The organism is Mitsuaria sp. MSU3D (assembly GCF_056867975.1).
Map to the genome: position 1 here is coordinate 4,913,805 of NZ_CP200314.1, position 24,272 is coordinate 4,938,076.

The following is a 24,272-nucleotide window of genomic DNA, read 5'->3' on the forward strand; positions in this document are numbered from 1 at the left end:
CGTCACTCCAGCGAATAGCCCATGCCGCGGTGGGTGCGGATCGGGTCGAGGTCGGGCCGCACCTGGCGCAGCTTGGCGCGCAAGGTCTTGATGTGGGTGTCCACGGTGCGGTCGCCGCTGTCGGCATCCATCCCCCAGACGGCGTCCAGCAGGCTGTCGCGACTGTGGATGCGCCCCGGCGCCTTCAGCAGGCGCAGCAGCAGGCCGAGCTCACGGCGGGTCAGCGGCAGCAGCTCGCCGTGGAAGCGCACGCGGGAGCCCTCGGCCTCGACCACGAAGCCGGCGACGGCGGGCGCGGTCGCCGCCGCCGGCGCCTGGGCGCGGCGCAGCAACGCCCGCACCCGCGCGACCAGTTCGCGATTGCTGAACGGCTTGGCCAGGTAATCGTCGGCGCCCAGCTCCAGGCCCAGCACCTTGTCGCCTTCCTCGCTGCGGGCGCTGAGGACCAGCACCGGCAGTCGCGCCAGCGGCCCCTGGCGCAGTTCGCGACACAGGTCCAGGCCGTTGCCGTCCGGCAGGCCGACGTCCAGGATCGCCAGGTCCGGCGCGTTCGAGGCCAGGGCCGAACGCGCCTCGTGCAGCCAGCCGCAGGCGCGGACCCGGTAGCCCTCGCGCTCCAGGACGAAGCTGACGGTCTGGGCGATCGCGGGGTCGTCCTCCAGCAGCAGGATCTGGCCGGCGAACGGTACGGACGACGGCGACGTGGCGGATGAGGTGGCGATGGAAGGCGTGCTCATGTCCGTGATCATCGCGGAGCCTGGGCCAGTTCGCGGAGGTAGCGCAGCCCCTGCGCGGCGCGTGGGCCGTACCAACTGATCAGTTCACCGTCGACCAGCCGCACCCGGGCATTCGGACAGAGCGCCTGCGCTTCGGCCAGATGCTCCTCACCGAACCGGTAGGGCTCCGAACTGAGCAGCAGTTCGTCCACCTCCGCCAGCCACGGTTCGTCGCCGGTGACGACCGGGTAGCGCGCCGCGCCATGCGGACCGCCTTCGACGGGAGGCCAGGTCTCCCAACCCACTTCGGCGAGCATGCGCGCGATGTAGGTGTCCCGCGCCACCGTCATCCAGGGCGCCCGCCAGATCAGGTAGAGCACGCGGCGCCCCGACTGAGCCCGCCGAAGATCGGCGAGGAAGGACCGGCACGCGGCCAACTCCCCCTGCAACCCGGCGGCGAGACGCTCAGCCCGGTCACGCAGATCGGGGACATCCGGCAGCGCGACTTCGGCGTAGGCAAAGTTGGCCGGCGGAAGGACATTTCTGCCGGTGGGTTCAGACCTGACCCCCAGTTCGGCGGCAAAAACCTCCACCATCTCGACGATCTGCGCGATCAAGGCGAGGTTGTCCGCCGGCCCGCAGGGGTGGGTCACCACCACATGGGGGATCCAGGCGCGCAGGGCCTCGACCGTGTCGAGGCGGTTCTCGTCCACGTTGACCACCACATGGCTGGGGGCCAGCGCCCTCACTTTCGGGAGGTTGACGTCCTTCGTCCCACCGATCTTTGATATTGCTGACACCGCCGGCGCCGGGTGAATGCAAAAACCGGTGCGGCCCACGATCCAGGGGCCCAATCCGAGTGCGAACAGCAGTTCCGTCACCGAGGGGACGAGCGAGACGATGCGCAGCCGCGGCGTGGCCGAGGCCTCGTCCGGGAGCGGGTGTTGCGGGGCGATGGACGACACGTTGTGCGATTTCAGCAGGGTTGCATCCGCATAGTGGAAAACACTGAGCAACTCAGGAGCATGCTTTGCCCCACCAAGACGCCGGAGGCGGAGATTGTTGAGCGCCTCTGACACTGCTCGGGGTTTGCGCGCATCGGCTGAAAAACAACAACCAGCTTGACGCGTTGCGAACCGCCAATCCTGTCACACATAATCGGATCGCCTGAATGCAGCGCCTTCGTATGAGTGGTTCACGATGGGTTGAAGCAGCACATTGGGTTATTTGGTTTTGAAAGGGCTTCCCCCATGGGAAACAAGCTATACGTGGGCAACCTCGCTTACAGCGTGCGAGACGAGTCGCTCCAGGAGGCATTCGCGCCATTCGGCACCGTCATTTCCGCCAAGGTCATGATGGATCGTGAGACCGGACGTTCCAAGGGCTTCGGCTTCGTGGAAATGTCGACGGACGATGAAGCGCAGGCTGCCATCAACGGCATGAACGGTCAGGCCCTCGACGGCCGCGCGATCGTGGTCAACGTGGCTCGTCCGCGTGAAGACCGTCCGGGCGGCGGTGGCGGCTTCGGCGGCGGCGGTGGCCGCAGCGGTGGCGGCGGCTTCGGCGGCGGCGGTGGTCGCAGCGGTGGCGGCGGCTACGGCGGCGGTGGTGGCGGCGGCTACGGTGGTGGCGGCGGCGGTGGTCGCAGTGGCGGCGGCGGCGGTTACGGCGGTGGCCGTAGCGGCGGCGGTTACGGCGGCGGCGGCGGTGGCGGCTACGGTGGTGGCGGCGGCGGCAGCTACGGCGGCGGTCGCGGCGGCTACTGAGCCACGCACGGCAGGTGGGTTCATCCCGCCTTGCAATGAGAAAGGCGCTCCTCGGAGCGCCTTTTTCTTTTGGTGATCAGCTTTTGATCACCCTCCCAGCAGACCAGCAGATGCCCAGCAATGCCAGGTCTTGTCTTGCCCCCTCTCCCGCTTGCGGGAGAGGGTGGGGGTGAGGGCCAGCAGCCGTGGAGTGAAGCGGGGTCAGGTCTCGCCCTGCCGATGCTTGCGCGGACGCCCCGCCAGCAGGCGGTCGAAAACCGCGCCCGGCAGCAGTCGCATGACACGGGCGACGACGCCCATCTGCCACGGTATGAATCGAACCCTGGCGCCCGCCGCGATGGCCGAATAAGCCTTGCGCGCGAAGTCCTCGGGCTGCATCAGGAAGGGCATGCCATACCGGTTCTCGCGCGTCAGCGGAGTATCGACATACCCCGGCGCGATCGTCACGACCTTCACGCCATCCGGCCGACATTCTCCGCGCAGGCTCTCGCAATAACTGAAGACCGCGGCCTTGCTGGAACAGTAAGCGCCATGTCCTGGCAGCCCCCGGATGCCCGCGACGCTGGCAATGCCCACCAGCGTGCCGCTGCGGCGCCTGCGCATCGGCCCGACGAAGGGATGGAAGGTCGCGGCCAGGCCGATGTTGTTGGTGGCGTAGAGGCGCTGCATCACCGCGAGGTCCTCGTAGATCGCCGTGTCCATGCCGATGCTGATGCCGGCGTTGGCGATGACGACGTCGGGCAGACCCTGCTCGGCGATGCAACGGCGACCGGTGGCCGCGATGGCCTCGACGTCGCTGACGTCGGCGCGGTACACGCGCCAGCGCGACGGGTCGAGCCGCTGCTGCTCGGCCCAGGCAGCCAACTCCTCGACGCGGCGCGCCACCAGCGCCAGGTGCCAGCCCTCGCGGTAGTACTGCAGCGCGAGCGCCTGACCGATGCCGCTGGAGGCACCGGTGATGTAGACAAGTCGGGTCATGGCTTGCTGCTGAAGGTCGCGGTGCCGGAAGCAGCCGCGGCCGGTCTGGCAGCCGGCTTGGCGACAGCGCTGGTCGCGGCAGTGCCGGCAGCCTTCGCGGCGGCCTTGGCGGGCTGCAGGGACGGGCGCGCGCCGGGCTGCGCGGCGAAGGTCGCGCGACCGCCGCCGCTGAAAGTCAGGCGACCGGTCAGCTGGTCGTAGACGAAGCTCTTCACCTGCATCTCGCCGCCCATGCCGACCACCCGCGCCGGCAGGTGGGATCGGATCTGCTGCTGCGGCACGAAGGCGTGCAGGAACTCGCCATAGAGCTCCAGGTCCGGCGGCTTCGTCGTATCGCCGTTGGGATAACGCTTGACCTTCACGTCGCCGAGCAGCTGCACCTCGCTGCCATCGCCGTTGGACACGCCGCGCTGCGCGTCGGCGACCAGCAGCTCGTCGAGCTTGCCGTAGGCACGCAGCTGCGGCGTATCGATCTCCAGCGTGTCGTTGTCCGGGTAATGGCGCATCTCGGTGCCGATGATCCGGCCGGTGAGCCGGCCGTCGCTGCTGAAGCGCTGCACCTCGAAGCCGTTCATCCGGTAGTCCGGCTCATGCTTGGGCGCGGCCTTCTCTCGCGGCGCCTCGAGCTGCGGCGTGTTCTTGATGAGCCACCAGGTGAAGCCCGCCAGCATCGCCATCAGCAGCAGCGGCACGTAGTTGGCCAGCATCGACTGCAGGCGCCACAGCAGCGGCTGGGCGCGACGGCGCGGGGCGGTCGGCGGCGGAACGAGTGCCGCCATCAGTGCCCGCTCCCGTCCAGCGTCTCGAGGTGGCCGTGCAGCAGCTTCGCGTACTGGCCGGCCGCCATCAGCAGCAGGTCGCAGAACTCGCGCGCGGCGCCGTGGCCACCGGCGGTGGCGGTGACGTGATGCGCCACCGCCTTCACCTCGGCATGGGCCTGTGCCGGCGCGCACGCGAAGCCGGCGCGCACCATCAGCGGCAGGTCGGGCCAGTCATCGCCGATCGCGGCGACCTCGTCCCAGTGCAGGCCCAGCTGGTCGAGCAGCGGCTGCGCCGCGGCCAGCTTGTTCTTCGCGCCGTAGACGGCGTGCGGCAGGCCGAGGTCGGCCACGCGGCGCCGCACGGCCGGCGAGTCGCGACCGGTGATCACGATCGGCACGATGCCGCCTTGCGCCAACAGCTTCATGCCATGGCCGTCGAGCGTGGCGAAGGCCTTGATCGTCTCGCCCGCCTCGCTCAGGTAGATGCGGCCGTCGGTCAGCACGCCGTCGACGTCGAAGATCGCGGCCTTGAGCCCGAGGGCCGGGCCTTGCGCCTTCAGCAGCAGCTCGGGGGGAAGGACAGCGCGGGCTTGAGTTCACGCACCACGGCCGGCATCGCCGCTGCCGGATTGCCCGGGGTGTAGGAAGGCGTGCCGCTCATCAGATCACCTTCGCGCGCATCAGGTCGTTGATGCTGATCGCGCCGACGAGGCGCTGCTCGTCGTCGACGGCGAGGACCAGCGTGATGCGCGCCTGCTCCATCAGGTCGGCCGCGACGACGGCGAGCGCGTCGGCGGCGACCGTGCGCGGATTCGGATGCATCACCTGTCCGGCGGTCAGGCCGCGCAGGTCGGTGCCGCGTTCGATCAGACGGCGCAGGTCGCCGTCGGTGAAGATGCCGCCGACCTGGCCGTCGGCATCGGCCAGCACGGCGCAGCCCAGGCCTTTGTCGGACATCACCCGCATCATGTCGAGCAGCGGCATCTCCGCGCTCACGCGGGGCAGCGAATCGCCGCTGCGCATCAGGTCGCGCACGTGCGTCAGCAGGCGGCGGCCCAGCGAGCCGCCTGGGTGCGAGCGGGCGAAGTCCTCGGCGCGGAAGCCGCGGGCGTCGAGCAGCGCCACGGCCAGCGCGTCGCCGAGCGCGATCTGCGCGGTGGTGCTCGCCGTCGGCGCGAGGTTGAGGGGGCAGGCCTCCTGCTCGACCCGCGAGTCCAGCACAAAGTTCGAATGCTTGGCCAGCGACGACGACAAGCCGCCGGTCATGCCGATCAGCGTGACGCCCAGGCGCTTGAGCACCGGGATGATGGCGTTGAGCTCATCGCTCTCGCCGGAGTTGGACAACGCCAGCACGATGTCGCCGGGGGTGACCATGCCGAGGTCGCCGTGGCTGGCTTCGCCCGGATGGACGAAGAAGGCCGGCGTGCCCGTGGACGCCAGCGTGGCGGCGATCTTGCGGCCCACATGGCCGCTCTTGCCCATGCCCATCACGACGACACGACCGGCGCTGTCGAGGATCGTCCGGACCACCTGCTCGAACGACTCGCCGAGGCGCGGACCGAGCGCGAGCAGCGCGTCGGCCTCGACTTTCAAGGCCGCGCGGGCCACGTCGAGCGCGCGGGAATGGGTGAGGGCGGCATGGGTCGTCATAAGGGCGAAAGTGTAGCCGCCGGGGTCGATTCAGTCCGGCGCCGGACCCAGCCGCATCGCCACGCCGAAGCCCCCGTCCACGGGGGGCAGGCGCAGGTCGCCGCCGTGGGCGCGCGACACCAGGTCGGCCATCATCAGCCCCAGGCCCATGCGGCCTTCGTACTGCTGGCGCTCCAGCGCGTCGTTGAGGTCCACGCGCTGCCAGTCGGCCACGCCCTCGCCGTCGTCGGTGAGCTGCAGCAGCAGGCCACCGTCGGGCTGGCGGTGCAGCCGCAGCTGCACCCGCGACGCGCCATGGCGCCAGGCGTTGTCGAGCAGGTTGATCAGCGCGGCGGCGAGCAGGTCGGGGTCGGCGTCGATGCCGGCCTCGTCCTCCGGCAGATCCAGTTCGAGGCCGTCCGGCAGCGGCAGCATCGCCAGCAGCTCGATCAGGTCCAGGCGCTGCCAGCGCAGGCTCATGCCGGTGCGGAACAGCGTCAGCAGCGCGGTCACGACGCGACGCAGCCGGTCGGCGGCCTCGCGGGTGCGCTGCAGCCGGGCGCGCGATTCGGGCGGGGCCTCGCGCAGCGCCATCGCGAGCTGCGCATCCATGCCCGCGAGCGGCGTGCGCAGCGCATGGGCCGCGTGCGCGCTGAAGGCGCGCTCGTTGGCCACGCGTTGCGCCAGGCGCTGGCCGAGGTCGAGCACCGCGGCACGGATCCCGGCCAGTTCCTGGCGATGCTGCTCGGGCAGCAGCTGGCGCGTGTCGAGCGGGTCGTAGTCGGCGAGCGCGCGGGACAGCTCGGCCAACGGCGCCAGCTCGGCGCGCGCGCGCCGGTTCATCCACATCATGCAGAGGCCACCGACCAGCAGGGCCGAGAAGGCGCTCGCGAGCCCGACGCGGCTGCGCACTTCCGTCCGCTCGGCGCTGGTCTGCGCGACCATCAGCCAGCCCGACCCGGCGACCGTCGGCAGCGGACGCACATGGACGCGCCAGTCGTCGCCGTCGGTGCCGTCATCCTTCCAGTCGCTGAAGCCGGGGGGCAGCTTCCAGGCGTTCACCGGCGCCAGCGGCGAGCGATGCAGCAGCGCGCCGTCCGATCCCACGAGCTGCCAGGCGAAGTGGGTGCTGAGGTCGTCGCTGTCGGCGATCTCGGCCGGCATCGCGCTGCCCTGGCGCAGCAGCTGTCCCAGCACCTGCGAGGACGCCTGCAGCGTCTCGTCGAGCAGTTCGTCCACCTCCTCCTGCACGACCAGCCAGACGCTGACGCCCGCCAGCAGCGCCCAGAAGGCGGAGATCAACAGGAGCTGGCGCGCCAGGCGGCCGGCGATCGACGGGCGGCGCGGTCCCGGGGGCACGTTCACAGCCACGTTCCCGGCCACTTTCACGCGGCCTCCGGCCCGAGCCGGTAGCCCAGGCCGCGGACGGTCTCGATCAGTTCCCGGCCGAGCTTGCGGCGCAGGCTCGACACATGGACCTCCAGCGCGTTGCTCAGGACTTCGGCGTCGTCGCCGAGCACCTGCAGCTCGAGATCGCGCTTCGGATACAACCGGCCGGCGCGCTGCGCCAGCGCCTCCAGCACCGCCCATTCCCGGGCGGTCAATTCGACCGCATGGCCGTCGCGCGTCGCGCGCTTGGCCGCCAGATCCAGCACCACATCGCCATGACGCCGCTGAGAGCTGCTCGCGCCCACATGGCGGCGACTGACCGCGCGCAGGCGGGCGGCGAGCTCCTCCGGCGCGAAGGGTTTGACCAGATAGTCGTCGGCGCCGCCGTCCAGGCCTTGCAGGCGGTCGGCGAGCAGGTCCCGCGCGGTCAGCATCAGCGCCGGCGTCGACACGCCGCGCTGGCGCAGTCCGCGCAGCCAGTCCAGGCCGGAGCCGTCCGGGAGCTGCCAGTCGACCAGCAGCGCCTCGAATTCCTCGTGCTGGCGGGGCAGCACCTCCGACAGTCGACGGGCCCAGGTCACCGTGTGACCCTCGGCGCGCAGGAAGTCGCGCAGGGCCTCGCCGAGGAGTTCGTCGTCTTCGAGCAGCAGCAGTCGCATGGCGTGGGGGCGGCCTTCAGGCCGGGTCGGCGAGCGGGAAAGATAGCAGCCGCCGGGGCGGCGCGCGAGCACCCCCGCCGATGTGCGAAACGGCGGGGGTCTTCAGCCGGCCTTCAGCTTGGCTTCAGGGCGACTTCAGTGCCGGCGCGCCCACTGCGTCCCGTGAAGCCGCGTCCCCTGTCCTCCCTCCAGCTCGGCGCCGGCTCGACCTCGGCGCCGGTCCTGTCGCCCGTCGGGGCGATGTCGCTGCCGGCGCTGCGGCGCGGATGGCTCGTCGCGCTGGCCGGCCTGGCAGCGCTGCTGCTGTGGGACACCGCCGGATGGGACCTCACGGTCGTGCGGCTGTTCGCGGACGCGCATGGCTTCGCATTGCGTGATCACTGGCTGACCTCGGGCCTGCTGCATCAAGGCGGACGCTGGGTCGCCACCGGCCTGGCCGTGATGCTGGTGATCAACGCGGTCCGGCCGCTGTGGCCCGGACTCACGCGCCGTGAACGCTGGGGCGCGGTGGTACTGACGGCCGTCAGCCTGATCGTCATTCCATTGATGAAGCAGGGCAGCACGACCAGCTGTCCCTGGGACCTGGCCGAGTTCGGCGGCGTGGCGCACTACGTGTCGCACTGGCACTTCGGCGTGCGGGACGGCGGCCCGGGTCATTGCTTCCCCTCGGGGCATGCGAGCTCCGCCTTTGCCTTCTTCAGCCTGTTCTTCATGCTGCGTCGCGCCTATCCGCGACAGGCGCGGTTCGCGTTGGGCGCGGTGCTGACGATGGGCGTGCTCTACGGCTTCGCGCAGATGGCGCGCGGCGCGCATTACCCGAGCCACACGATGTGGACCGCCTGGATCTGCTGGACGCTCGCGGTCCTCGCCGTGCCCTGGCTGCGAGTCCGCGACGCCGACGCGGGTACATGACGGATTCATGGCCCTGACGATCGCGGCCTTCCAGAATCGGCGCTCCTGCAACGACTCTGGAGAGATGCGATGGGCAAGAAGCTGCTGCTGCTGGCCGGCGATTACGTCGAGGACTACGAGCTGATGGTGCCGTTCCAGGCGCTGCAGGCGGTGGGTCACCAGGTCCACGCGATCTGCCCCGGCAAGAAGGCCGGGGACTTCGTGCTGACGGCGATCCATGATTTCGAGGGCGCGCAGACCTACTCGGAGAAGCCGGGTCACCGCTTCACGTTGAACGCGAGCTTCGACGACATCAAGCCGGAGGATTACGACGCGCTCGTGATCCCGGGCGGCCGGGCGCCGGAGTACCTGCGCACGATGCCGGGCGTACTGCCGCTGGTGCAGCACTTCGCGAAGACCGACAAGCCCATCGCCGCGATCTGCCACGGCGCTCAGTTGCTGGCCGCGGCCGGCATCATCCGTGGCAAAAAGGTCTCGGCCTATCCGGCCTGCGCCGCGGAGGTCGAGCTGGCTGGCGCCAGCTACGCCGACATTCCGGTCGACCAGGCGGTCACTGACGGCAAGCTCGTCACCGCGCCGGCCTGGCCCGCGCATCCCGCCTGGATTGCGCAGTTCCTGCAAGTGCTCGGCACGAAGATCACGCACTAAGAAAAGAAAAACGGGCGCCAGAGGCGCCCGTTCGTCCCGTAACCGCGAGAAGCCGCGGTCGGTGGCTCAGGGGTACAGCCCGCGCTCTTCGCGCGCTTCCAGCACCCGCGTGCAGGCCACCGTGAAGGCGGCCGTGCGCAGCGGGATCTTGTGCTGTTCCGCGGTATCCCAGATGCCCTTGAACGCGCCGACCAGGATCTTGTCCAGGCGGACGTTGATCTCGTCTTCGGTCCAGAAGAACGACGAGAAGTCCTGCACCCATTCGAAGTAGGAGACCGTCACGCCGCCCGCGTTGGCGATCACGTCGGGGACGACGATGATCCCGCGGTCCGCCAGCACGGCGTCGCCGTCCGGGGTCGTCGGGCCGTTCGCGCCTTCGATCACCACGCGGGTCTGCACGCGCTTGGCGCGTTCACCGGTGATCTGGCCTTCCAGCGCGGCCGGGATCAGGATGTCCGACTTCACGTCCCAGAAGTTCTCGTTGTCGATGCGGTCGGCGCCCTTGAAGCCGCCCACGCCGCCCGTGCGGGCCACGTGGTCCAGCAGGTCGGTCATGTCCAGGCCGTTCTCGTTCAGGATCGTGCCGGTGTGGTCCTGCACCGCGACGATGATGGCGCCGTTGGCGGCGAACATCTTCGCGGCCACGGAACCCACGTTGCCGAAGCCCTGCACGGCGACGCGCGCGCCTTCCAGGTTCACGTTCAGGCGGCGCATCGCTTCGCGGCCGACGACGAACACGCCGCGGCCGGTGGCGGCCACGCGGCCGAGCGAGCCGCCCAGCGCGATCGGCTTGCCGGTGACGACGCCGGTGGCGGTCGCGCCGACGTTCATCGAGTACGTGTCCATCATCCAGGCCATGATCTGGCCGTTGGTGTTCACGTCAGGCGCGGGGATGTCCTGCGTCGGGCCGATGATCATGCCGATCTCGCTGGTGTAGCGGCGGGTGACCTTCTCCAGCTCCTTCAGCGACAGCGTCTTCGGGTCCAGGCGGATGCCGCCCTTCGCGCCGCCGTAGGGCAGGTTGACCGCGGCGTTCTTGACCGTCATCCAGGCCGACAGCGCCATCACTTCTTCCAGCGTGACGTCCGGGTGGTAGCGCACGCCGCCCTTGCCGGGACCGCGGGTCAGGCTGTGCTGGACACGGTAGCCCTCGAAGTGGGCGATGGTGCCGTTGTCGAGTTCGATGGGGATGTCCACGATCAGCGCGCGCTTGGGGCGACGCAGCGTTTCCACCCAGCGGGCCAGCTTGCCCAGGTAGGGCTCGACGGCGTCGATCTGGGACAGGTAGGTGCCCCAGGGACTGTTGCGCGTGGGGGAAACGAAAGACAGGTTGGGCATGAAATGCTCCGTAACTTTTCGGTGGCGCGAACGGTACCCCGAAGCCCTGCCCGTCCGCCACGTGCGGCAAAGCCGAGTGCACATGCGGGCATGCGCCCCATGCATAAGGGGGCTAGTTTGCGCCTCGGACATGACCAAAGCCAAGCCCCGACGCGCAAGTTCGCCGCCCGCAGGATGAAGCCGCCCGGCGTGGGCAGATGCGTCCGGGTTGCGCAAACCCCACTGCACCGGCGCCTGCGGGTGCCGCCCCGCCAGTACCATCGCCGCCATGCTCACCGCGCTGGACCTGACACTCATCTACCTGATCGCCGCCGTGCTGGGCGTGGTGGTCTGCCGTTCGCTAAAGCTGCCGCCCATCCTGGGCTATCTGGTCGTGGGCGTGGTGATCGGACCGAACGCGCTGGCGCTCGCCAGCGACGTGCCCGGCGTGCAGCACCTGGCCGAGTTCGGCGTGGTGTTCCTGATGTTCGTGATCGGCCTGGAGTTCAACCTCCCGAAGCTGCACAGCATGCGGTCGATGGTGTTCGGACTGGGGCTGCTGCAGGTGGTCGTGACCATCGGCGGGACGATGGCGGGCAACCTCTTCCTGCGCTGGCTGTTCGGCGTGATGGGCTGGGCCTGGGACCTCGGGTGGCAGGGATCGCTGGCGCTCGGGGCGGCGATGGCGATGAGCTCGACGGCCATCGTCGTGAAGCTGATGTCCGAGCGGCTCGAGCTGGAAAGCGAACACGGCCGGCGCGTGATCGGCGTGCTGCTGTTCCAGGATCTGGCCGTCGTGCCGCTGCTGGTGCTGATCCCGGCGCTGGGCGGAAGCGGCGCGGAGATGATCGAATCGCTCGGCTGGGCCGCGCTGAAGGCGGTCGTGCTGCTGGTGCTGCTGCTGACCGGCGGCCAGCACCTGATGCGCCGCTGGCTGACGCTGGTGGCGCGGCGCAAGAGCCAGGAGCTCTTCATGCTGAACCTGCTGCTCGTCACGCTGGGCCTGGCCTGGCTGACCGAGCATGCGGGGCTGTCGCTGGCGCTGGGCGCGTTCGTCGCCGGCATGCTGATCGCGGAGACCGAATACAAGCATCAGGTGGAACTGGACATCCGGCCCTTCCACGACGTGCTGCTGGGGCTCTTCTTCATCACCATCGGCATGCGGCTGGACTGGCAGACGCTGGTCTACCAGTGGCCGCTGGTGATCATCCTGACGCTGGTGCCGACGCTGGCGAAGTTCGTGCTGGTGGCGGGACTGGCCAAGCTGTTCCGCGCGCCGACCGGCGTCGCGCTGCGCACCGGCCTGTACCTCGCGCAGGCGGGGGAATTCGGCTTCGTGCTGCTGACGCTGGGCGCCCAGCAGAACCTGATCGCCGCGCAGTGGGTCAGCCCGGTGCTGGCGGCGATGGTGCTGTCGATGCTGCTGACGCCGATCATCATCGAGCACAGCAACCGCATCGTCATGAAGCTGTCCGCGAGCGACTGGCTGCTGCAGTCGGTGCAGCTGACGACCATCGCCAAGAAGTCGATCAAGACCGATGCGCACGTGATCATCTGCGGCTACGGCCGCAGCGGGCAGAACCTGGCGACGCTGCTGGAGGCGGAGCACATCCCCTACATGGCGCTGGACCTGGATCCGGACCGCGTGCGGCAGGCGGCTGCGGCGGGGAAGAGCGTGGTGTTCGGCGATGCGGCACGGCTGCCCAGCCTGATCGCCGCCGGCCTGACACGCGCGAGCGCGGTGGTCATCTCGTACCACGACACGGCATCGGCGCTGAAGGTGTTGCATGAGGTCCGCGGCCATGCGCCGCATGTGCCGGTGGTCGTGCGCACGATCGACGACACCGACCTCGAGAAACTGCGCGCCGCCGGCGCGACCGAGGTGGTGCCGGAAGCGATCGAAGGCTCGCTGATGCTCGCGAGCCACGCGCTCGCGCTCGTCGGCGTGCCGATGCGGCGGGTGCTGCGCATCGCGCGGGATGCGCGGGATCGCCGCTACGGGCTGCTCCGCGGCTACTTCCACGGCGCCGACGACGACACCTCCGAAGAACGCGACCAGGCCCGGCTCCAGTCCATCAGCCTGCCCATGGCCAGCATCCTCGAAGGACGCACGCTCGGGGAGATCGGATTGGTCGCCTGGGGCGTCAGCGTGGTGTCCGTGCGCCGACCCAATGGGGCGGTGAAGGACGCGAGCGACGATCTGGTGCTCCAGGGCGGTGACACGCTCGTCGTGTCGGGGACGCCGGAAGCCCTCGCGCGCGCTGAACACGGGTTGTTGGTGGGCTGAAGACCGCCCGCCTGCAATGGCTGGGGCGTTGGCCGCGAGGGCATGGGGCCCCCGCGGCAAGCGCGGAAACCCCATGCCCTCCCGTCCCCAACCACGGCCGTCCTTCGACGGTTTTGCTACCGGGGACTTCGGAGGAGGGCCAGCTGCCGCTCGCCGAGTGACTCGGACATCACCGCCGGCATCAGCAGGCGCGAGCCCTCATGGCTCAGGTGGCCCTGGTCCCGGTAGAGCGGCACGCCGTCGCGCTCGACCTGGCACGTCCTGCCGTCGCACAGCAGCGGCTCGAAGCGCAGCACCGGCAGGCGCGCGTCCGACTTCGCCAGGTCGGCGATGAAGCGATGCTCGGCAGCGCGCCGGCGTTCGTCGTCGCGCTCGTCGATCACGCAACCCGGCGTCGCGCCGATCGTCCAGCGACGCGCTTGGCGACGTTCCAGGCAGCCCGCGATGTCGAACGGCGCCGACGGCGGCGGCGCCACCACCATCACCCGCTTGCCCATCGCCTGCAGCCGCTTCACGGTCGCCGTCATGTCGTCGAGCAACGCCGCGCGCATGGCCGTTTCGCCTCGCAGGCGCTCGCCGCCGCGCGTGCGTTGGAGCTCGTACTTCGACTCGTCCAGGTATTGCGTCAGCAGGCTCGACAGGACGACCGTGTCGATCTCCGGATGCCGCTCCAGCCAGCGCAGCACCGACGCGTTGAAGGCCTGGCACTGCTCGATCCACGGCGACGCGAAGCTGTTGCCACGGCCGAGCGCCGGCCGCACCGGCGTCAGGCCGGGGAAGGGCCCGCACGAGGACTTCGTTGCCTGCACCAGGCCCTGGTCGCTGGCCACGCGGACAAGTCCTGGCACCAGGTGCATCGCATAGGAGTCGCCCCAGACCATCCAGCGCGCGCCGGGGCGCGTGCGGCAGTCCTCGCGGCCGTCGAAGGGCTCCTCGGCATCGCAGTTGGCGGACAGACCGTAGTTGGCCTTGCGCAGCTCGACGAAATCGATCGCGCCCGGCGCCGGCTTGTGCAGTGCCAACGCGATGCCGCCGAACGCGAGCAACGCCGTCCCCGTTCCCAGGATCCATGCGCCACGCCGGCCCGTGAGCAACGCCTTGGCGGGCCGCTCGACAGCGCGATGCAACGCCCACGCCAAGGAGAACGCGAGCAGCACCGCGCCCAGTCGCCACGCCATCAGCGCCTGCGGATCGGCCTTCAGTCCGACCCACGCGTTGTGGAGGATCGCGATCAGCGGCCAGTGGACCAGGTACAGCGCATAGGACCAGTCGCCGATGCGGATCAGCGGCGCGGCCACGCGCGGCAGGCGAGCGGGCTCGCGCAGGAGCAGGACCAAGGTCGCGAGTCCGACGACCAGCGCCGCCGGTCCGGGATGCGCGGCGCCGAACCACTGCGGCGCGGTCGGAACGGCGATGAGCAGGACCCAGGCTGGCCATGCGAGCCATCTCAGCGCCGCCTGCATCGTCTGCATCGCCTTCGTGGTCTTCATCGGCTGCGGCGCCGTGCCCGATCCCCTGGTGCTCATCAACGCGCCGATGGATCCGAGGCCCAGTTCCCACGCGCGGGTCGGCAGCAGGTAGAACGCGCCGCTGGCGTCGATCGGTTGCCACCAGATCAGCAGGCCGAGGCTGGCCGCCGTGACGAGGATTGCCATGCCGGCCCGCAGTCGCGCCGGACTGAAGACCAGCAATGCGGGCAGCACGAGGTAGTACTGCTCCTCGAGCGCGAGCGACCAGAAGTGCAGCAGCGGCTTGAGGTCGGACGCGCCCTGGAAATAGCCTGTCTGCCGCCACAGCACGACGTTGTTCGCAAAGCCGAGCGCACCGAGCAACTGGCCGACGAAGTCGATCTGTTCGGTTCGGTTGAGGGCCCATGGCGCCGCGAGCAGGGTCACGCCGAGCACGACGTACGCGGCCGGCAGCAGGCGCCGCGCGCGGCGCCCGTAGAACGCGCGGAAGGAGAAGTCGCCGCGCTGCAGCGCGCGCTGGATCAATCCGGTGATCAGGTAGCCGGAGACGACGAAGAAGATGTCGACGCCGAGGTAGCCGCCCGACGCGCCGGGGATCTGCGCGTGATACAGCAGCACCCACAGCACGGCGATCGCACGCAGTGCCTGGATGTCGTCGCGCAGCGGCACTTCGCCGGCCGCATGCGGACCGTGAGGGCGATGGAAAAGCGTCGGAAAAAGGCTGGTCACCAAGGCATCAGATGAATCAACGGAAAGCGCGCGATTGTGGCTCCTGAAGCTCGACTCCCCGCGGCCGCCGCGGCTCTGCTTTGGGATGCACCGCTAGGCGCAAACCGGAGCCATAGCCCAGCTATGGCGAGGATTTGCAACGACGCGGGGCGCCCAAAGCAGAGTCGCGGCGGCTGCGGGGAGGTGCCGCCTGCGTGACAGTGCGGCTTCCTTCGTTGCGCCACACTGCCTGCCATGTTGGACACCCAGCCCCGCAGCCCGCAACGCCGTCGCATCTACCTGATGCGCCATGGCGCGGTGACCTACTTCGATGGCTCGACCGGTCGCCCGGTGCTGCCCGAGCAGGTGCAGCTCAACGACGACGGCATCGTCCAGGCCCAAGCCGCCGGCGAGGCCTTCCGCGCCGCCGGCGTGCGCTTCGACCGCGTGATCGTGTCGGGCCTGCCGCGCACCGTCCAGACGGCGGACCTGGTGCTGCGCCATGCCGGGCAGCCGGATCTGAAACCGCAGGTCTGGCCCGAGTGGCAGGAGATCCGCGGCGGCCGCCTGGGCGAGATCCGCAACGAAGATCTCGCCGAGTCCTTCAACGGACTGCAGCGCAGCCCGGTCGCGGAGTCGCAACGTTTCCTCAACGGCGAGCGCGTCGGCGAGCTGCTCGACCGCGTGCTGGGCGGCGTCGCGCGCCTGCAGGCCGATCCCGACTGGGACTGCGCGCTGCTGGTGTTGCACGGCGTGGTCAACGCGGCCATCCTCTCGCACGCGGTGACCGGCGGCCAGCGGGTGATGCTGGGCAGCTGGGTCCAGTCGCCGGCCTGCATCAACGTGCTGGACGTCGCGCCGCCGGCCGGGGACGCGCCCGCCAGCTGGCTGCTGCGCGTCTGCAATTTCGCCCCGTCGCATCCGCTGCATGCGGACGAGCGGGCCACCACGATGGAGGCGCTGCACACGCAGTACCTCCGCTATCGCAGCCAACGCGGCTGAAGGACCTCCCCATGAACTTCGACTACAGCCCCAAGGTTGACCAGTTGCGCGAGCGCCTGCTCGCCTTCTTCGACGAGCACATCTATCCCAACGAGAAGCGCTATCACGAGGAGATCGACGCCAACCGCCGCGGCGGCAACGCGTGGATCCCGACGAAGGTGATCGAGGAGCTCAAGCCCAAGGCCCGCGCCGCCGGCTTGTGGAACCTGTTCCTGCCGCGCTCGCCGCGCGCGCCGGAAGGCCTGTCCAACCTCGAGTACGCGCCGCTGTGCGAGATCATGGGCCGCGTGTACTGGGCCCCGGAGGTCTTCAACTGCTCGGCGCCGGACACCGGCAACATGGAGACCATCGCGCGCTACGGCAGCGAGGCCCACAAGGACCGCTGGCTGGAGCCGCTGCTGCGCGGCGAGATCCGTTCCGCCTTCCTGATGACGGAGCCGGACGTGGCCTCGTCGGATGCGACCAACATCGAATGCCGCATCGATCGCGACGGCGACGAGTACGTCATCAACGGCACGAAGTGGTGGTCCTCCGGCGCCGGCGATCCGCGCTGCGCGCTGTACATCGTGATGGGCAAGACCAACCCCGACGCGGGACGCCACGAGCAGCAGTCGATGGTGCTGGTGCCGGCGAACACGCCGGGTCTCACGGTCAAGCGCCACCTGAGCGTCTTCGGCTACGACGACGCCCCGCACGGCCACATGGAGATCGAGCTGAAGAACGTGCGCGTGCCGGTGGACAACATCCTGCTGGGCGAGGGGCGCGGCTTCGAGATCGCGCAGGGCCGCCTCGGCCCGGGCCGCATCCACCACTGCATGCGCTCGATCGGCGCGGCGGAGCGGGCGCTGGAACTGATGTGCAAGCGGGCGATCTCGCGGGTGGCCTTCGGCAAGACGATCGCGCAGCAGACGGTGACGCAGGAGCGCATCGCCGAGGCCCGCTGCAGCATCGAGCAGGCCCGGCTGCTGACGCTGAAGGCGGCCTACATGATGGACACCGTCGGCAACAAGGTCGCCAAGGCGGAGATCGCGATGATCAAGATCGTCGCGCCGAGCATGGCGCTGAAGGTCATCGACTGGGCGATGCAGGTCCATGGCGGCATGGGCGTCAGCGACGACACGCCGCTGGCCTACATGTGGGCGGGCCAGCGCACGCTGCGCTTCGCCGACGGTCCGGACGAGGTCCACCGCAACTCCCTGGCGAAGCTGGAGCTCGCCCGCCACATGACCCTGCCGGGCGCCGGCGACATGCCGATCACCCGCGGCGGCTGAGCTTTTCGTACACCGTCACGCCCAAAGCGTGGCACCACACCAACGGGGGGGCGTCGCAGGAACCTGCTTCTCCCCCGGAGAGCGGTTTCCATCGCGGAGCCCGGTGGCTAGGATCAGCCACCCTTTTTTCCGGTCGCCCTCCCGCGCCGCTCCCGCGATGAACCGATTCGCCGAAGTCCGCACCTGGCCGCTGCTGGCGTTCGCGCTGCTGGTCGGCCTGCAGGCCATCGTGCTGACGGTCAGCCTGGGCGGCTACGCGGTGGATGGCTGGCTGGCGTGGGTCGGCATGGCCTCGCTGGTCCTGACGGTGCTGCTGGCGGTGGCGGTCGTGTCGACGCTGGCGCGCACGCAGGCCCGGGCGAAGCTGGCCCAGCGCACGATGGAAGAGGCCATCGACGCCCTGCCGGCCAGCGTGGAGATCTTCGACGCCGAGGATCGCCTGATCGCCTACAACCGCCGCCTGGTCGAGATCTATCCGCACATGCTGCGGCACTTCCAGCACAAGTGCACCTTCGAGGACCTGGTGCGCGAATCGCTGGCGCGCGGCGGCATCCCCGAGGCCCGGGGGCGCGAGCCGGAATGGCTGGAGGAGCGCAAGCAGGCGCGCGGCCAGCAGACCTCACCGCTGCTGCAGCGCGTGCATGACGACATGTGGCTGCGCATCTACGAGTCGCGCACCCCGTCGGGCGGCATCGTCGGCGTGCGCATGGACGTGACGGACCTGATCCATGAACAGCAGCGGCTGGCCGCCAGCCGGGCGCAGTTGCGCGCGACGATCGAATCGGCGGCCAACGGGATCCTGACGCTCGATTCGGGCGGGCATGTGCTGGAGGCCAACCCGAGCTGCGAGCTGCTGTTCGGCTTCACCGCGGCGGAGCTGCAGGGCGTGCACCTCGGGATGCTGCTGGGCGCGGCCACCGCGACGGTGCCTGAGCCGGGGGCCACGCCGGACGCGGCGCTCGACCCGCGGGCACTGCTGGGCCAGCCACGCGAATTCACGGCGCGGCATCGCAGTGGCGAGGCGCTGCACCTGCAGCTGACACTGGCCGAAGTCCGCACCGACACCATCCACCTGTACGTCTGCATCGTCACCGACCTCACCGAGCGCAAGCGCCAGGAAGAGCGCTTGCGCCGCGCGAATGAACTGCTCGCGCGGCAGTCGACGACGGACGGCCTGACGGGCGTGGGCAACCGGCGGCTCTTCGACCAGCTGCTGCAGACGGAATGGCACCGCGCCACCCGCGCGAACCGGCCGCTGGCGCTGCTGATGGTCGACATCGACCACTTCAAGCAATACAACGACTGCTACGGTCACGTGTCCGGCGACGACTGCCTCCGCCGCGTCGCGACACTGCTGCGCAGTTGCGCGGGCCGGGGCGGCGAGTCGGTCTGCCGCTACGGCGGCGAGGAATTCGCGGTGCTGCTGGTGGACACCGACCTGGCCGGTGCGCAGGTGGTGGCACAGCGCTGCCTGGACAGCGTGCGACTGGCCGCGATCGAGCATGTGGGCTCGCCGGTGAGACGCTCGGTGAGTCTGTCGATCGGGGTGGCGTCCTTCATTCCCCAGAACGGCGACGCGGCACAACGCCTGATCCAGACGGCGGACGCAGCGTTGTATGAGGCCAAGCAGGCCGGCAGGGCGCGCCTGATCTGCCAGCAGCAGACGGCCTGAACCGCCGACGTCACGGCAGCGCGACAATCGCGCTCATGCCGCACGTCGACCCCCTCCAGGACCCGATCGTTTTCCTGAAGCAGCAGATCCGCACCGTGCCGGACTGGCCGTCACCGGGCGTGCAGTTCCGCGACATCACGCCCCTGCTGTCCAACCCTCGGGCGTTCCGGGTGCTGATCGACCAGTTCGTGCATCGCTACTTCGACGCGCGTCCCGATGCGATCGCCGGCCTGGATGCGCGCGGATTCATCATCGGCTCGGTGCTGGCGTATGAGCTGAATGTCGGCTTCGTGCCGATCCGCAAGAAGGGCAAGCTGCCCTTCACGACGGTGCAGGAAACCTACGAGCTGGAGTACGGCAGCGCCACGGTGGAAATGCACACCGATGCGGTGAAGGCCGGCGATCGCGTGCTGCTCATCGACGACCTGATCGCGACCGGCGGCACGATGATGGCCGGCAAGCGCTTGCTGGAGCGCCTCGGCGCGGAGGTCATCGAAGGCGCGGCGATCGTGGATCTGCCCGAGCTGGGCGGCTCGAAACGGCTGCGCGACGGGGGATTGAAGGTGTTCTCGCTGGTCGAGTTCGACGGGCATTGAGCCCGGTCATTTCCCGATGCAGAACCTGCTGAAGATCTCCCCCAGCAGGTCGTCGGCGGTGAACGCGCCGGTGATCTCGCCGAGCGCGTCATGCGCGAGGCGCAATTCCTCCGCCATCAGATCCAGCGCCGGGGGCAGCGCCTCCGCCTGAAGCAGCGCCAGCTCGATGTGCTCGCGCGTCCGACGCAGTGCCTGCACATGGCGCTCACGGGCGATGAAGAGACCCTCCGGCACCGCGTGCCAGCCGACCTGTTCCAGCAGCTTGCGCCGCAATCCATCCAGGCCCTCGCCTGTCTTCGCAGACAGCGTCAGCGCGCCCGCAGGCAGCGACGCCGGCGCGTGCGCATCCGCCTTGTTGTAGATCTGCAGGATCCGCGCGGGATCAACACTCGCGAGGCGTCCGCGGATCTCGGCGTCCTCGGACTCGTAGTCCGCATGGCCGACGCGGGTCAGGTCGTGCAGGAACAGCACCACGTCCGCATCCGCGATCGCATCCCAGCTCCGCGCCACGCCGATGCGTTCCACCTCGTCCTCGGTATCGCGCAGGCCCGCCGTGTCGCTGATGTGCAGCGGCACGCCTTCGATCTGGATCGTCTGACTCAGCTTGTCGCGCGTGGTGCCGGGAATCGGCGTCACGATCGCCAACTCGGCGCCGGCCAACGCATTCAGCAGCGAGCTCTTGCCGACATTCGGCTGCCCCGCCAGCACGACCTTGATGCCCTCGCGCAGGATCGCGCCCTGGCGGCTTCGGTCCAGCAGGGCTTCCACCCGCGTCAGCAATCGCCGCAGCTTGCCCAGCGCATCGGCCTGCTCGAGGAAATCGATCTCCTCCTCGGGGAAGTCCAGCGTCGCCTCGACCAGCATGCGCAGCTGGATCAGCCCATCGCGCAAGCCGCCGACCTCGCCGCTCAACGCGCCGGCAAGCGCGCGTCCAGCGCTGCGGGCCGCCGCTTCGGTGCTCGCATCGATCAGGTCGGCCACCGCCTCGGCCTGCGCCAGGTCCAGCTTGCCGTTCAGGAACGCGCGCCGCGTGAATTCGCCAGGCTCGGCCAGGCGCATCCGCAGCGCGGGGTCGGCCTCCAGGCATCGCGCCAGCAGCAGCTGCAGGACCACCGGTCCGCCATGGGCCTGCAGCTCCAGCACGTGTTCGCCGGTGTACGAGTGCGGCGCGGGGAACAGCAGCGCCAGGCCGTGATCGATGGCCTCGCCCTGCGCGCTGCGGAAGGGCAGATAGGTCGCCTCGCGCGGCTTCAGCGCGCGGCCGCAGATCGCCGTCACCAGCGGGGTCAGGTCTTGCGGCGCGGACACCCGCACGATGCCGACCGCCCCTCGTCCTGGCGCGGTGGCGATGGCGGCGATGGGATCCTGGTGGCGCGACAGCATGGACACGATTGTCTCGCAGCGCCCATGAAAAACGGCGATGCGCCGTGAGACGCATCGCCGTTGTCGTGAATGGCGCGGGGTAGGCCTCGTCGCCGTCTCTCGTGAGCCGACGCCTGGCGCCTCCGGTTCTCCACCACCTCAAGCCGGGTGGAGAAGCGACCCCCGCATGCGTTCGATTAAGCGCCTGCGCGCGGACGAAAAAAAGCCCCCGGGGTGCGGGGGCTCGGGGACGCGCGTGAGGAATTGCCGAATGCCTCCCGCGCCGCTCTCCCTTACTTCTTCACGGCCGCGCCGCCGATCTGCTTGTTGATCATCCATTGCTGGGCGATCGACAGGATGTTGTTCACCAGCCAGTACAGCACCAGGCCGGACGGGAAGAAGAAGAACATCACGCTGAAGGCCAGCGGCATGATCCACATCATCTTGGCCTGCACCGGGTCGGCCGGTTGCGGGTTCAGCCACACCTGCAGCAGGCTGGACGCCGTCATCAGCAGCGGCAGCGGACCGATCGGCGCGCCGAACAGGTGACCGAACAGGCTGTCCGGCTTGGACAGGTCGTGGATCCACATCACCCACGGGGCGCCGCGCATCTCGACGCTCGACAGCAGCACCCAGTACAGCGCGATGAAGAACGGCATCTGCAGGAAGATCGGCAGGCAGCTGCCCAGCGGATTGATCTTCTCTTCCTTGTAGATGCGCATCATCTCCTGCTGCATCTGCTGCGGCTTGTCCTTGAGGCGCTCGCGCATCTCCTGGATGCGCGGGTTCACCGCCTTCATCTTGGCCATGCTGCGGTACGCGCTGGCGTTCAGGCCGTAGAACGCGGCCTTCAGCATCACGACCAGCAGGATGATCGCCCAGCCCCAGTTGCCCAACAGCGAGTGCAGGACGTCCAGCAGCCAGAACAGCGGCTTGGACAGGATCTTGAAGATGCCGTAGTCCTTCACCAGCTCCAGGCCCGGGGCCAGGACTTCCAGCTTCTTCTCTTCCTGCGGACCGACGTACAGCACGTTGTCCAGCTTCGCCGACGCGCCGGGGGCGACGGCGGCGAAGTTCATCACCACGCCGGCGGTGTACAGGTTCTCGTTGAGTGCACGGACGTTGAACTCACGCGGGCCCGCGTCGTTGCGGATCCAGGCGCTGACGAAGTAATGCTGGACCATCGCGACCCAGCCGTCGTCGGCGTTCTTCTCGTACTCGGCCTTGCCCTTCTTCAGGTCGTCGAACGCGAGCTTGTGGTACTTCGCCTTGTCCGTGTAGATCGCGGGGCCCGAGAACGAGGTCGGCGCGAAGGACGGACCCGTATGGTCGATGTGGCCGTCACGCACCAGCTGCAGGTACAGCTGCGGCGTCACCGCGGCGGCGCCCGTGTTGGTGACCTCGTGGTTCACCGCGATGGCGTAGTCGCCGCGCTTGAAGGTGTAGGTCTTGGCCAGCTTCACGCCGCCCTGGTCGGCTTCCAGGCGCACGGTCAGCGTGTCCTGTCCGTCCTTCAGCTCGCGCGGGCCGTCGACCAGCGTCAGCACCGTCTGGTCGCTGGGCGCGTTCGGCACGTTCAGCAGGCCGGAACGGGCGCTGTAGTTGCGCAGCGGATCCAGCACGACGACATGGCCGCTGGGGTTGGTGTCGTCCGCGTGCTTGAGCAGCTCGACGCGCACCAGGCTGCCGCCACGGGTATCGATCGTGGCCTTGACGACGTCGGTCGTGAAGGTGACCAGCTCGTTCTTGATCGGTGCCGGGGCCGCGGCGGTCGCACCGGCGGCGGAAGCGCCGGCAGCAGCCGGCAGCGCGGCGGCGGAGGCGGCCGACGCCGGGCCGGCCGGCGCGGTCGCGACCTTCGCCGGCGCCGGGTGGAACAGCGAGGGCTGTCCGTTGTGCCGCTGCCAGCCGTCCCACAGAAGGACCAGCGACATCGTGAACACCACCCACAAGATGGTGCGGCGAATATCAGTCATGGGAAGCTTTTGGATTGGCGGTTGAAGAGGCTCTCCCCGGACGGCATCCGGACGGACGCAGCAGTCGGGTGAACAGGCGGGGCGGATTGTCGGGCACGGGATCGTGTCCGCCCAGACAGAATGGGTTGCAACGCAGGATCCGTGCGGCCGCCAGATAGGTGCCGGCGGCCGCGCCATGCTGGCGCAGGGCCTGCATCGCGTAGTTGGAGCAGCTCGGGCTGTAGCGGCAACCCGCGCGCAGCCAGGCGCTGAACAGCAACTGGTAGCCGCGCACCAGCCCCATCAGCAAACGCGTCGACAGGCCGGGGCGGGGATCCATGGTCGTTTTTCCGAACCGGGATCCGGTCAGCCCGCCGCCGCCGACGCTGGCGGACGCGCCAGCTTGCGGGTCAGCTGCAGCAGTTCCGCGCGCGCCACGGCGCGCAGCGCGTCCGAGGACGCGCTGGGGAACTGCTTGCGATCGAAAGGCATGCGCAGCCGCACCACCCACAGGCCGGGCGGCAGTTCGGGCAGATCGCCGAACACCGCGCGGATCTGGCGCTTCAACAGCGTCCGCGTGACCGCGCGCTTCGCGTGCCGTTTGGGCACGACGTAGCCCAGCCAAGCCCGGTCGGGCGCGGCTGGAGACGGTGCTGCGGAAGTGGGCGCCATCGTCGCGACTGGCGTTTCATCCACAGCTTGTGGATGAAACGGTGCATCACCTGTGGACAAGTCAGCCGGTCCTGTGGATGGACGGCGCTTGGGCAGCGAGGGGCTGTCGGCCAGATGATGCACGGCGAAGTGCGCGCTGCGCGCGCGGCTGGGCGTGCCCAGCACGCGCTCGAAATCGGCCGATCGTACGACGCGGCCGATCACGGTGCTGACGAGGTCGTCTGGCGTTTCGCTTAGACGGCCAGGCGCTTGCGGCCCTTGGCGCGACGAGCAGCGATGACGGCCTTGCCGCCACGCGTCTTCATGCGGACCAGGAAGCCGTGGGTACGGGCGCGACGGGTCTTGGAGCCTTGATAAGTGCGTTTCATGTTCAACCTCTAGGAAATCTCGGAACTTCCCGTCGCCTCGCGCCACGAGCCTGTTGGCCTGTGGCGCCGCGCACGGACATCGGGGGATGTCGGAAGCCGCTCGAAAAGCGGAGGCCCACGCAGCTACGTCCGGGC

23 protein-coding genes are annotated in these 24,272 nt (G+C 69.4%); 8 read left to right on the top strand and 15 right to left on the bottom strand.

Features of this window, described 5'->3' with window-relative positions; translation table 11 throughout:
- Positions 1-2: 2 nt before the first annotated feature.
- Both creB and AC1VNM_RS21540 read right to left on the bottom strand, forming a co-directional pair.
- Positions 3-737, bottom strand: coding sequence for a two-component system response regulator CreB (creB, locus tag AC1VNM_RS21535; protein ID WP_483108245.1), 735 nt, complete (start codon positions 735-737; stop codon positions 3-5).
- 8 nt (positions 738-745) lie between these two features.
- Complete coding sequence (locus AC1VNM_RS21540; RefSeq protein WP_483109315.1) at positions 746-1,672, bottom strand: helical backbone metal receptor; 927 nt, start codon at positions 1,670-1,672, stop codon at positions 746-748.
- 294 nt (positions 1,673-1,966) lie between these two features.
- On the opposite strand from AC1VNM_RS21540, the gene AC1VNM_RS21545 reads away from it, so the two are divergent.
- Positions 1,967-2,482 (top strand): RNA recognition motif domain-containing protein, encoded by a 516-nt coding sequence (locus AC1VNM_RS21545; RefSeq protein ID WP_483108246.1) that lies wholly within the window; start codon positions 1,967-1,969, stop codon positions 2,480-2,482.
- Positions 2,483-2,683: 201 nt separating this feature from the next.
- On the opposite strand, the gene AC1VNM_RS21550 is transcribed toward AC1VNM_RS21545, so the two are convergent.
- The 6 genes from AC1VNM_RS21550 to AC1VNM_RS21575 all read right to left on the bottom strand — a co-directional run bounded on the left by AC1VNM_RS21550 (position 2,684) and on the right by AC1VNM_RS21575 (position 7,898).
- Positions 2,684-3,460, bottom strand: a complete 777-nt coding sequence (locus AC1VNM_RS21550) for an SDR family oxidoreductase (RefSeq protein ID WP_483108247.1) — start codon at positions 3,458-3,460, stop codon at positions 2,684-2,686.
- On the bottom strand, positions 3,457-4,239 hold the full coding sequence (gene lptC, locus AC1VNM_RS21555; RefSeq protein ID WP_377159067.1) for an LPS export ABC transporter periplasmic protein LptC: 783 nt from the start codon (positions 4,237-4,239) through the stop codon (positions 3,457-3,459). Before lptC ends, AC1VNM_RS21550 begins: the two co-directional genes overlap by 4 nt.
- Positions 4,239-4,724: a KdsC family phosphatase gene (locus AC1VNM_RS21560; protein ID WP_483108248.1), complete on the bottom strand. Its 486-nt coding sequence runs from the start codon at positions 4,722-4,724 to the stop codon at positions 4,239-4,241. The genes lptC and AC1VNM_RS21560 overlap by 1 nt, the downstream gene beginning before the upstream one ends.
- 157 nt (positions 4,725-4,881) lie before the next feature.
- Positions 4,882-5,871, bottom strand: a complete 990-nt coding sequence (locus tag AC1VNM_RS21565; protein ID WP_377159066.1) for a KpsF/GutQ family sugar-phosphate isomerase — start codon at positions 5,869-5,871, stop codon at positions 4,882-4,884.
- A 30-nt stretch (positions 5,872-5,901) separates the two neighbouring features.
- Positions 5,902-7,239, bottom strand: coding sequence for a sensor histidine kinase (locus AC1VNM_RS21570; protein ID WP_483108249.1), 1,338 nt, complete (start codon positions 7,237-7,239; stop codon positions 5,902-5,904).
- Positions 7,236-7,898 (bottom strand): response regulator transcription factor, encoded by a 663-nt coding sequence (locus AC1VNM_RS21575; protein ID WP_377159064.1) that lies wholly within the window; start codon positions 7,896-7,898, stop codon positions 7,236-7,238. The genes AC1VNM_RS21570 and AC1VNM_RS21575 overlap by 4 nt, the downstream gene beginning before the upstream one ends.
- Positions 7,899-8,060: 162 nt before the next feature.
- Between AC1VNM_RS21575 and AC1VNM_RS21580 the strand changes: the two genes are divergently transcribed.
- Together AC1VNM_RS21580 and AC1VNM_RS21585 are read left to right on the top strand one after the other, a co-directional pair.
- Positions 8,061-8,810: a phosphatase PAP2 family protein gene (locus AC1VNM_RS21580; RefSeq protein ID WP_483108250.1), complete on the top strand. Its 750-nt coding sequence runs from the start codon at positions 8,061-8,063 to the stop codon at positions 8,808-8,810.
- A 69-nt stretch (positions 8,811-8,879) separates the two neighbouring features.
- Positions 8,880-9,458: a DJ-1/PfpI family protein gene (locus AC1VNM_RS21585; protein ID WP_377159061.1), complete on the top strand. Its 579-nt coding sequence runs from the start codon at positions 8,880-8,882 to the stop codon at positions 9,456-9,458.
- 66 nt (positions 9,459-9,524) lie between these two features.
- Here AC1VNM_RS21585 and AC1VNM_RS21590 read toward each other — a convergent pair whose 3' ends face one another.
- The gene (locus AC1VNM_RS21590; RefSeq protein WP_377159060.1) at positions 9,525-10,796 is read right to left on the bottom strand and encodes a Glu/Leu/Phe/Val family dehydrogenase; all 1,272 of its coding nucleotides are present in this window, start codon (positions 10,794-10,796) and stop codon (positions 9,525-9,527) included.
- Positions 10,797-11,064: 268 nt separating this feature from the next.
- Between AC1VNM_RS21590 and AC1VNM_RS21595 the strand changes: the two genes are divergently transcribed.
- Entirely contained in the window at positions 11,065-13,062 is a 1,998-nt protein-coding gene (locus AC1VNM_RS21595) for a monovalent cation:proton antiporter family protein (protein WP_483108251.1), read from the top strand.
- A 116-nt stretch (positions 13,063-13,178) separates the two neighbouring features.
- Here AC1VNM_RS21595 and AC1VNM_RS21600 read toward each other — a convergent pair whose 3' ends face one another.
- Positions 13,179-15,260 (bottom strand): acyltransferase family protein, encoded by a 2,082-nt coding sequence (locus AC1VNM_RS21600; RefSeq protein WP_483108252.1) that lies wholly within the window; start codon positions 15,258-15,260, stop codon positions 13,179-13,181.
- A gap of 234 nt (positions 15,261-15,494) precedes the next feature.
- Between AC1VNM_RS21600 and AC1VNM_RS21605 the strand changes: the two genes are divergently transcribed.
- The 4 genes from AC1VNM_RS21605 (at position 15,495) to AC1VNM_RS21620 (ending at position 19,780) form a co-directional block, all read left to right on the top strand.
- The gene (locus AC1VNM_RS21605) at positions 15,495-16,241 is read left to right on the top strand and encodes a histidine phosphatase family protein (protein ID WP_483108253.1); all 747 of its coding nucleotides are present in this window, start codon (positions 15,495-15,497) and stop codon (positions 16,239-16,241) included.
- Positions 16,242-16,252: 11 nt separating this feature from the next.
- Positions 16,253-17,512: an acyl-CoA dehydrogenase family protein gene (locus AC1VNM_RS21610; protein ID WP_377159051.1), complete on the top strand. Its 1,260-nt coding sequence runs from the start codon at positions 16,253-16,255 to the stop codon at positions 17,510-17,512.
- Between the two features lie 157 nt (positions 17,513-17,669).
- Positions 17,670-19,184, top strand: a complete 1,515-nt coding sequence (locus tag AC1VNM_RS21615) for a sensor domain-containing diguanylate cyclase (protein ID WP_431100817.1) — start codon at positions 17,670-17,672, stop codon at positions 19,182-19,184.
- A 35-nt stretch (positions 19,185-19,219) separates the two neighbouring features.
- Positions 19,220-19,780, top strand: coding sequence for an adenine phosphoribosyltransferase (locus tag AC1VNM_RS21620; RefSeq protein ID WP_377159047.1), 561 nt, complete (start codon positions 19,220-19,222; stop codon positions 19,778-19,780).
- A 6-nt stretch (positions 19,781-19,786) separates the two neighbouring features.
- Here the strand turns inward: AC1VNM_RS21620 and mnmE are convergent, their stop codons facing one another.
- From mnmE to rpmH, 5 genes are all read right to left on the bottom strand, one after another.
- Entirely contained in the window at positions 19,787-21,163 is a 1,377-nt protein-coding gene (gene mnmE / locus AC1VNM_RS21625) for a tRNA uridine-5-carboxymethylaminomethyl(34) synthesis GTPase MnmE (RefSeq protein ID WP_483108254.1), read from the bottom strand.
- Between the two features lie 272 nt (positions 21,164-21,435).
- Positions 21,436-23,118, bottom strand: coding sequence for a membrane protein insertase YidC (yidC, locus tag AC1VNM_RS21630; RefSeq protein ID WP_483108255.1), 1,683 nt, complete (start codon positions 23,116-23,118; stop codon positions 21,436-21,438).
- A complete protein-coding gene (gene yidD, locus AC1VNM_RS21635; protein WP_377159043.1) occupies positions 23,111-23,437 on the bottom strand; it encodes a membrane protein insertion efficiency factor YidD in 327 nt (108 codons plus the stop codon). Before yidD ends, yidC begins: the two co-directional genes overlap by 8 nt.
- Positions 23,438-23,463: 26 nt before the next feature.
- Complete coding sequence (locus AC1VNM_RS21640; RefSeq protein WP_483108256.1) at positions 23,464-23,769, bottom strand: ribonuclease P protein component; 306 nt, start codon at positions 23,767-23,769, stop codon at positions 23,464-23,466.
- Positions 23,770-24,002: 233 nt separating this feature from the next.
- Positions 24,003-24,137: a 50S ribosomal protein L34 gene (rpmH, locus tag AC1VNM_RS21645; protein ID WP_067065970.1), complete on the bottom strand. Its 135-nt coding sequence runs from the start codon at positions 24,135-24,137 to the stop codon at positions 24,003-24,005.
- Positions 24,138-24,272: the final 135 nt, after the last annotated feature.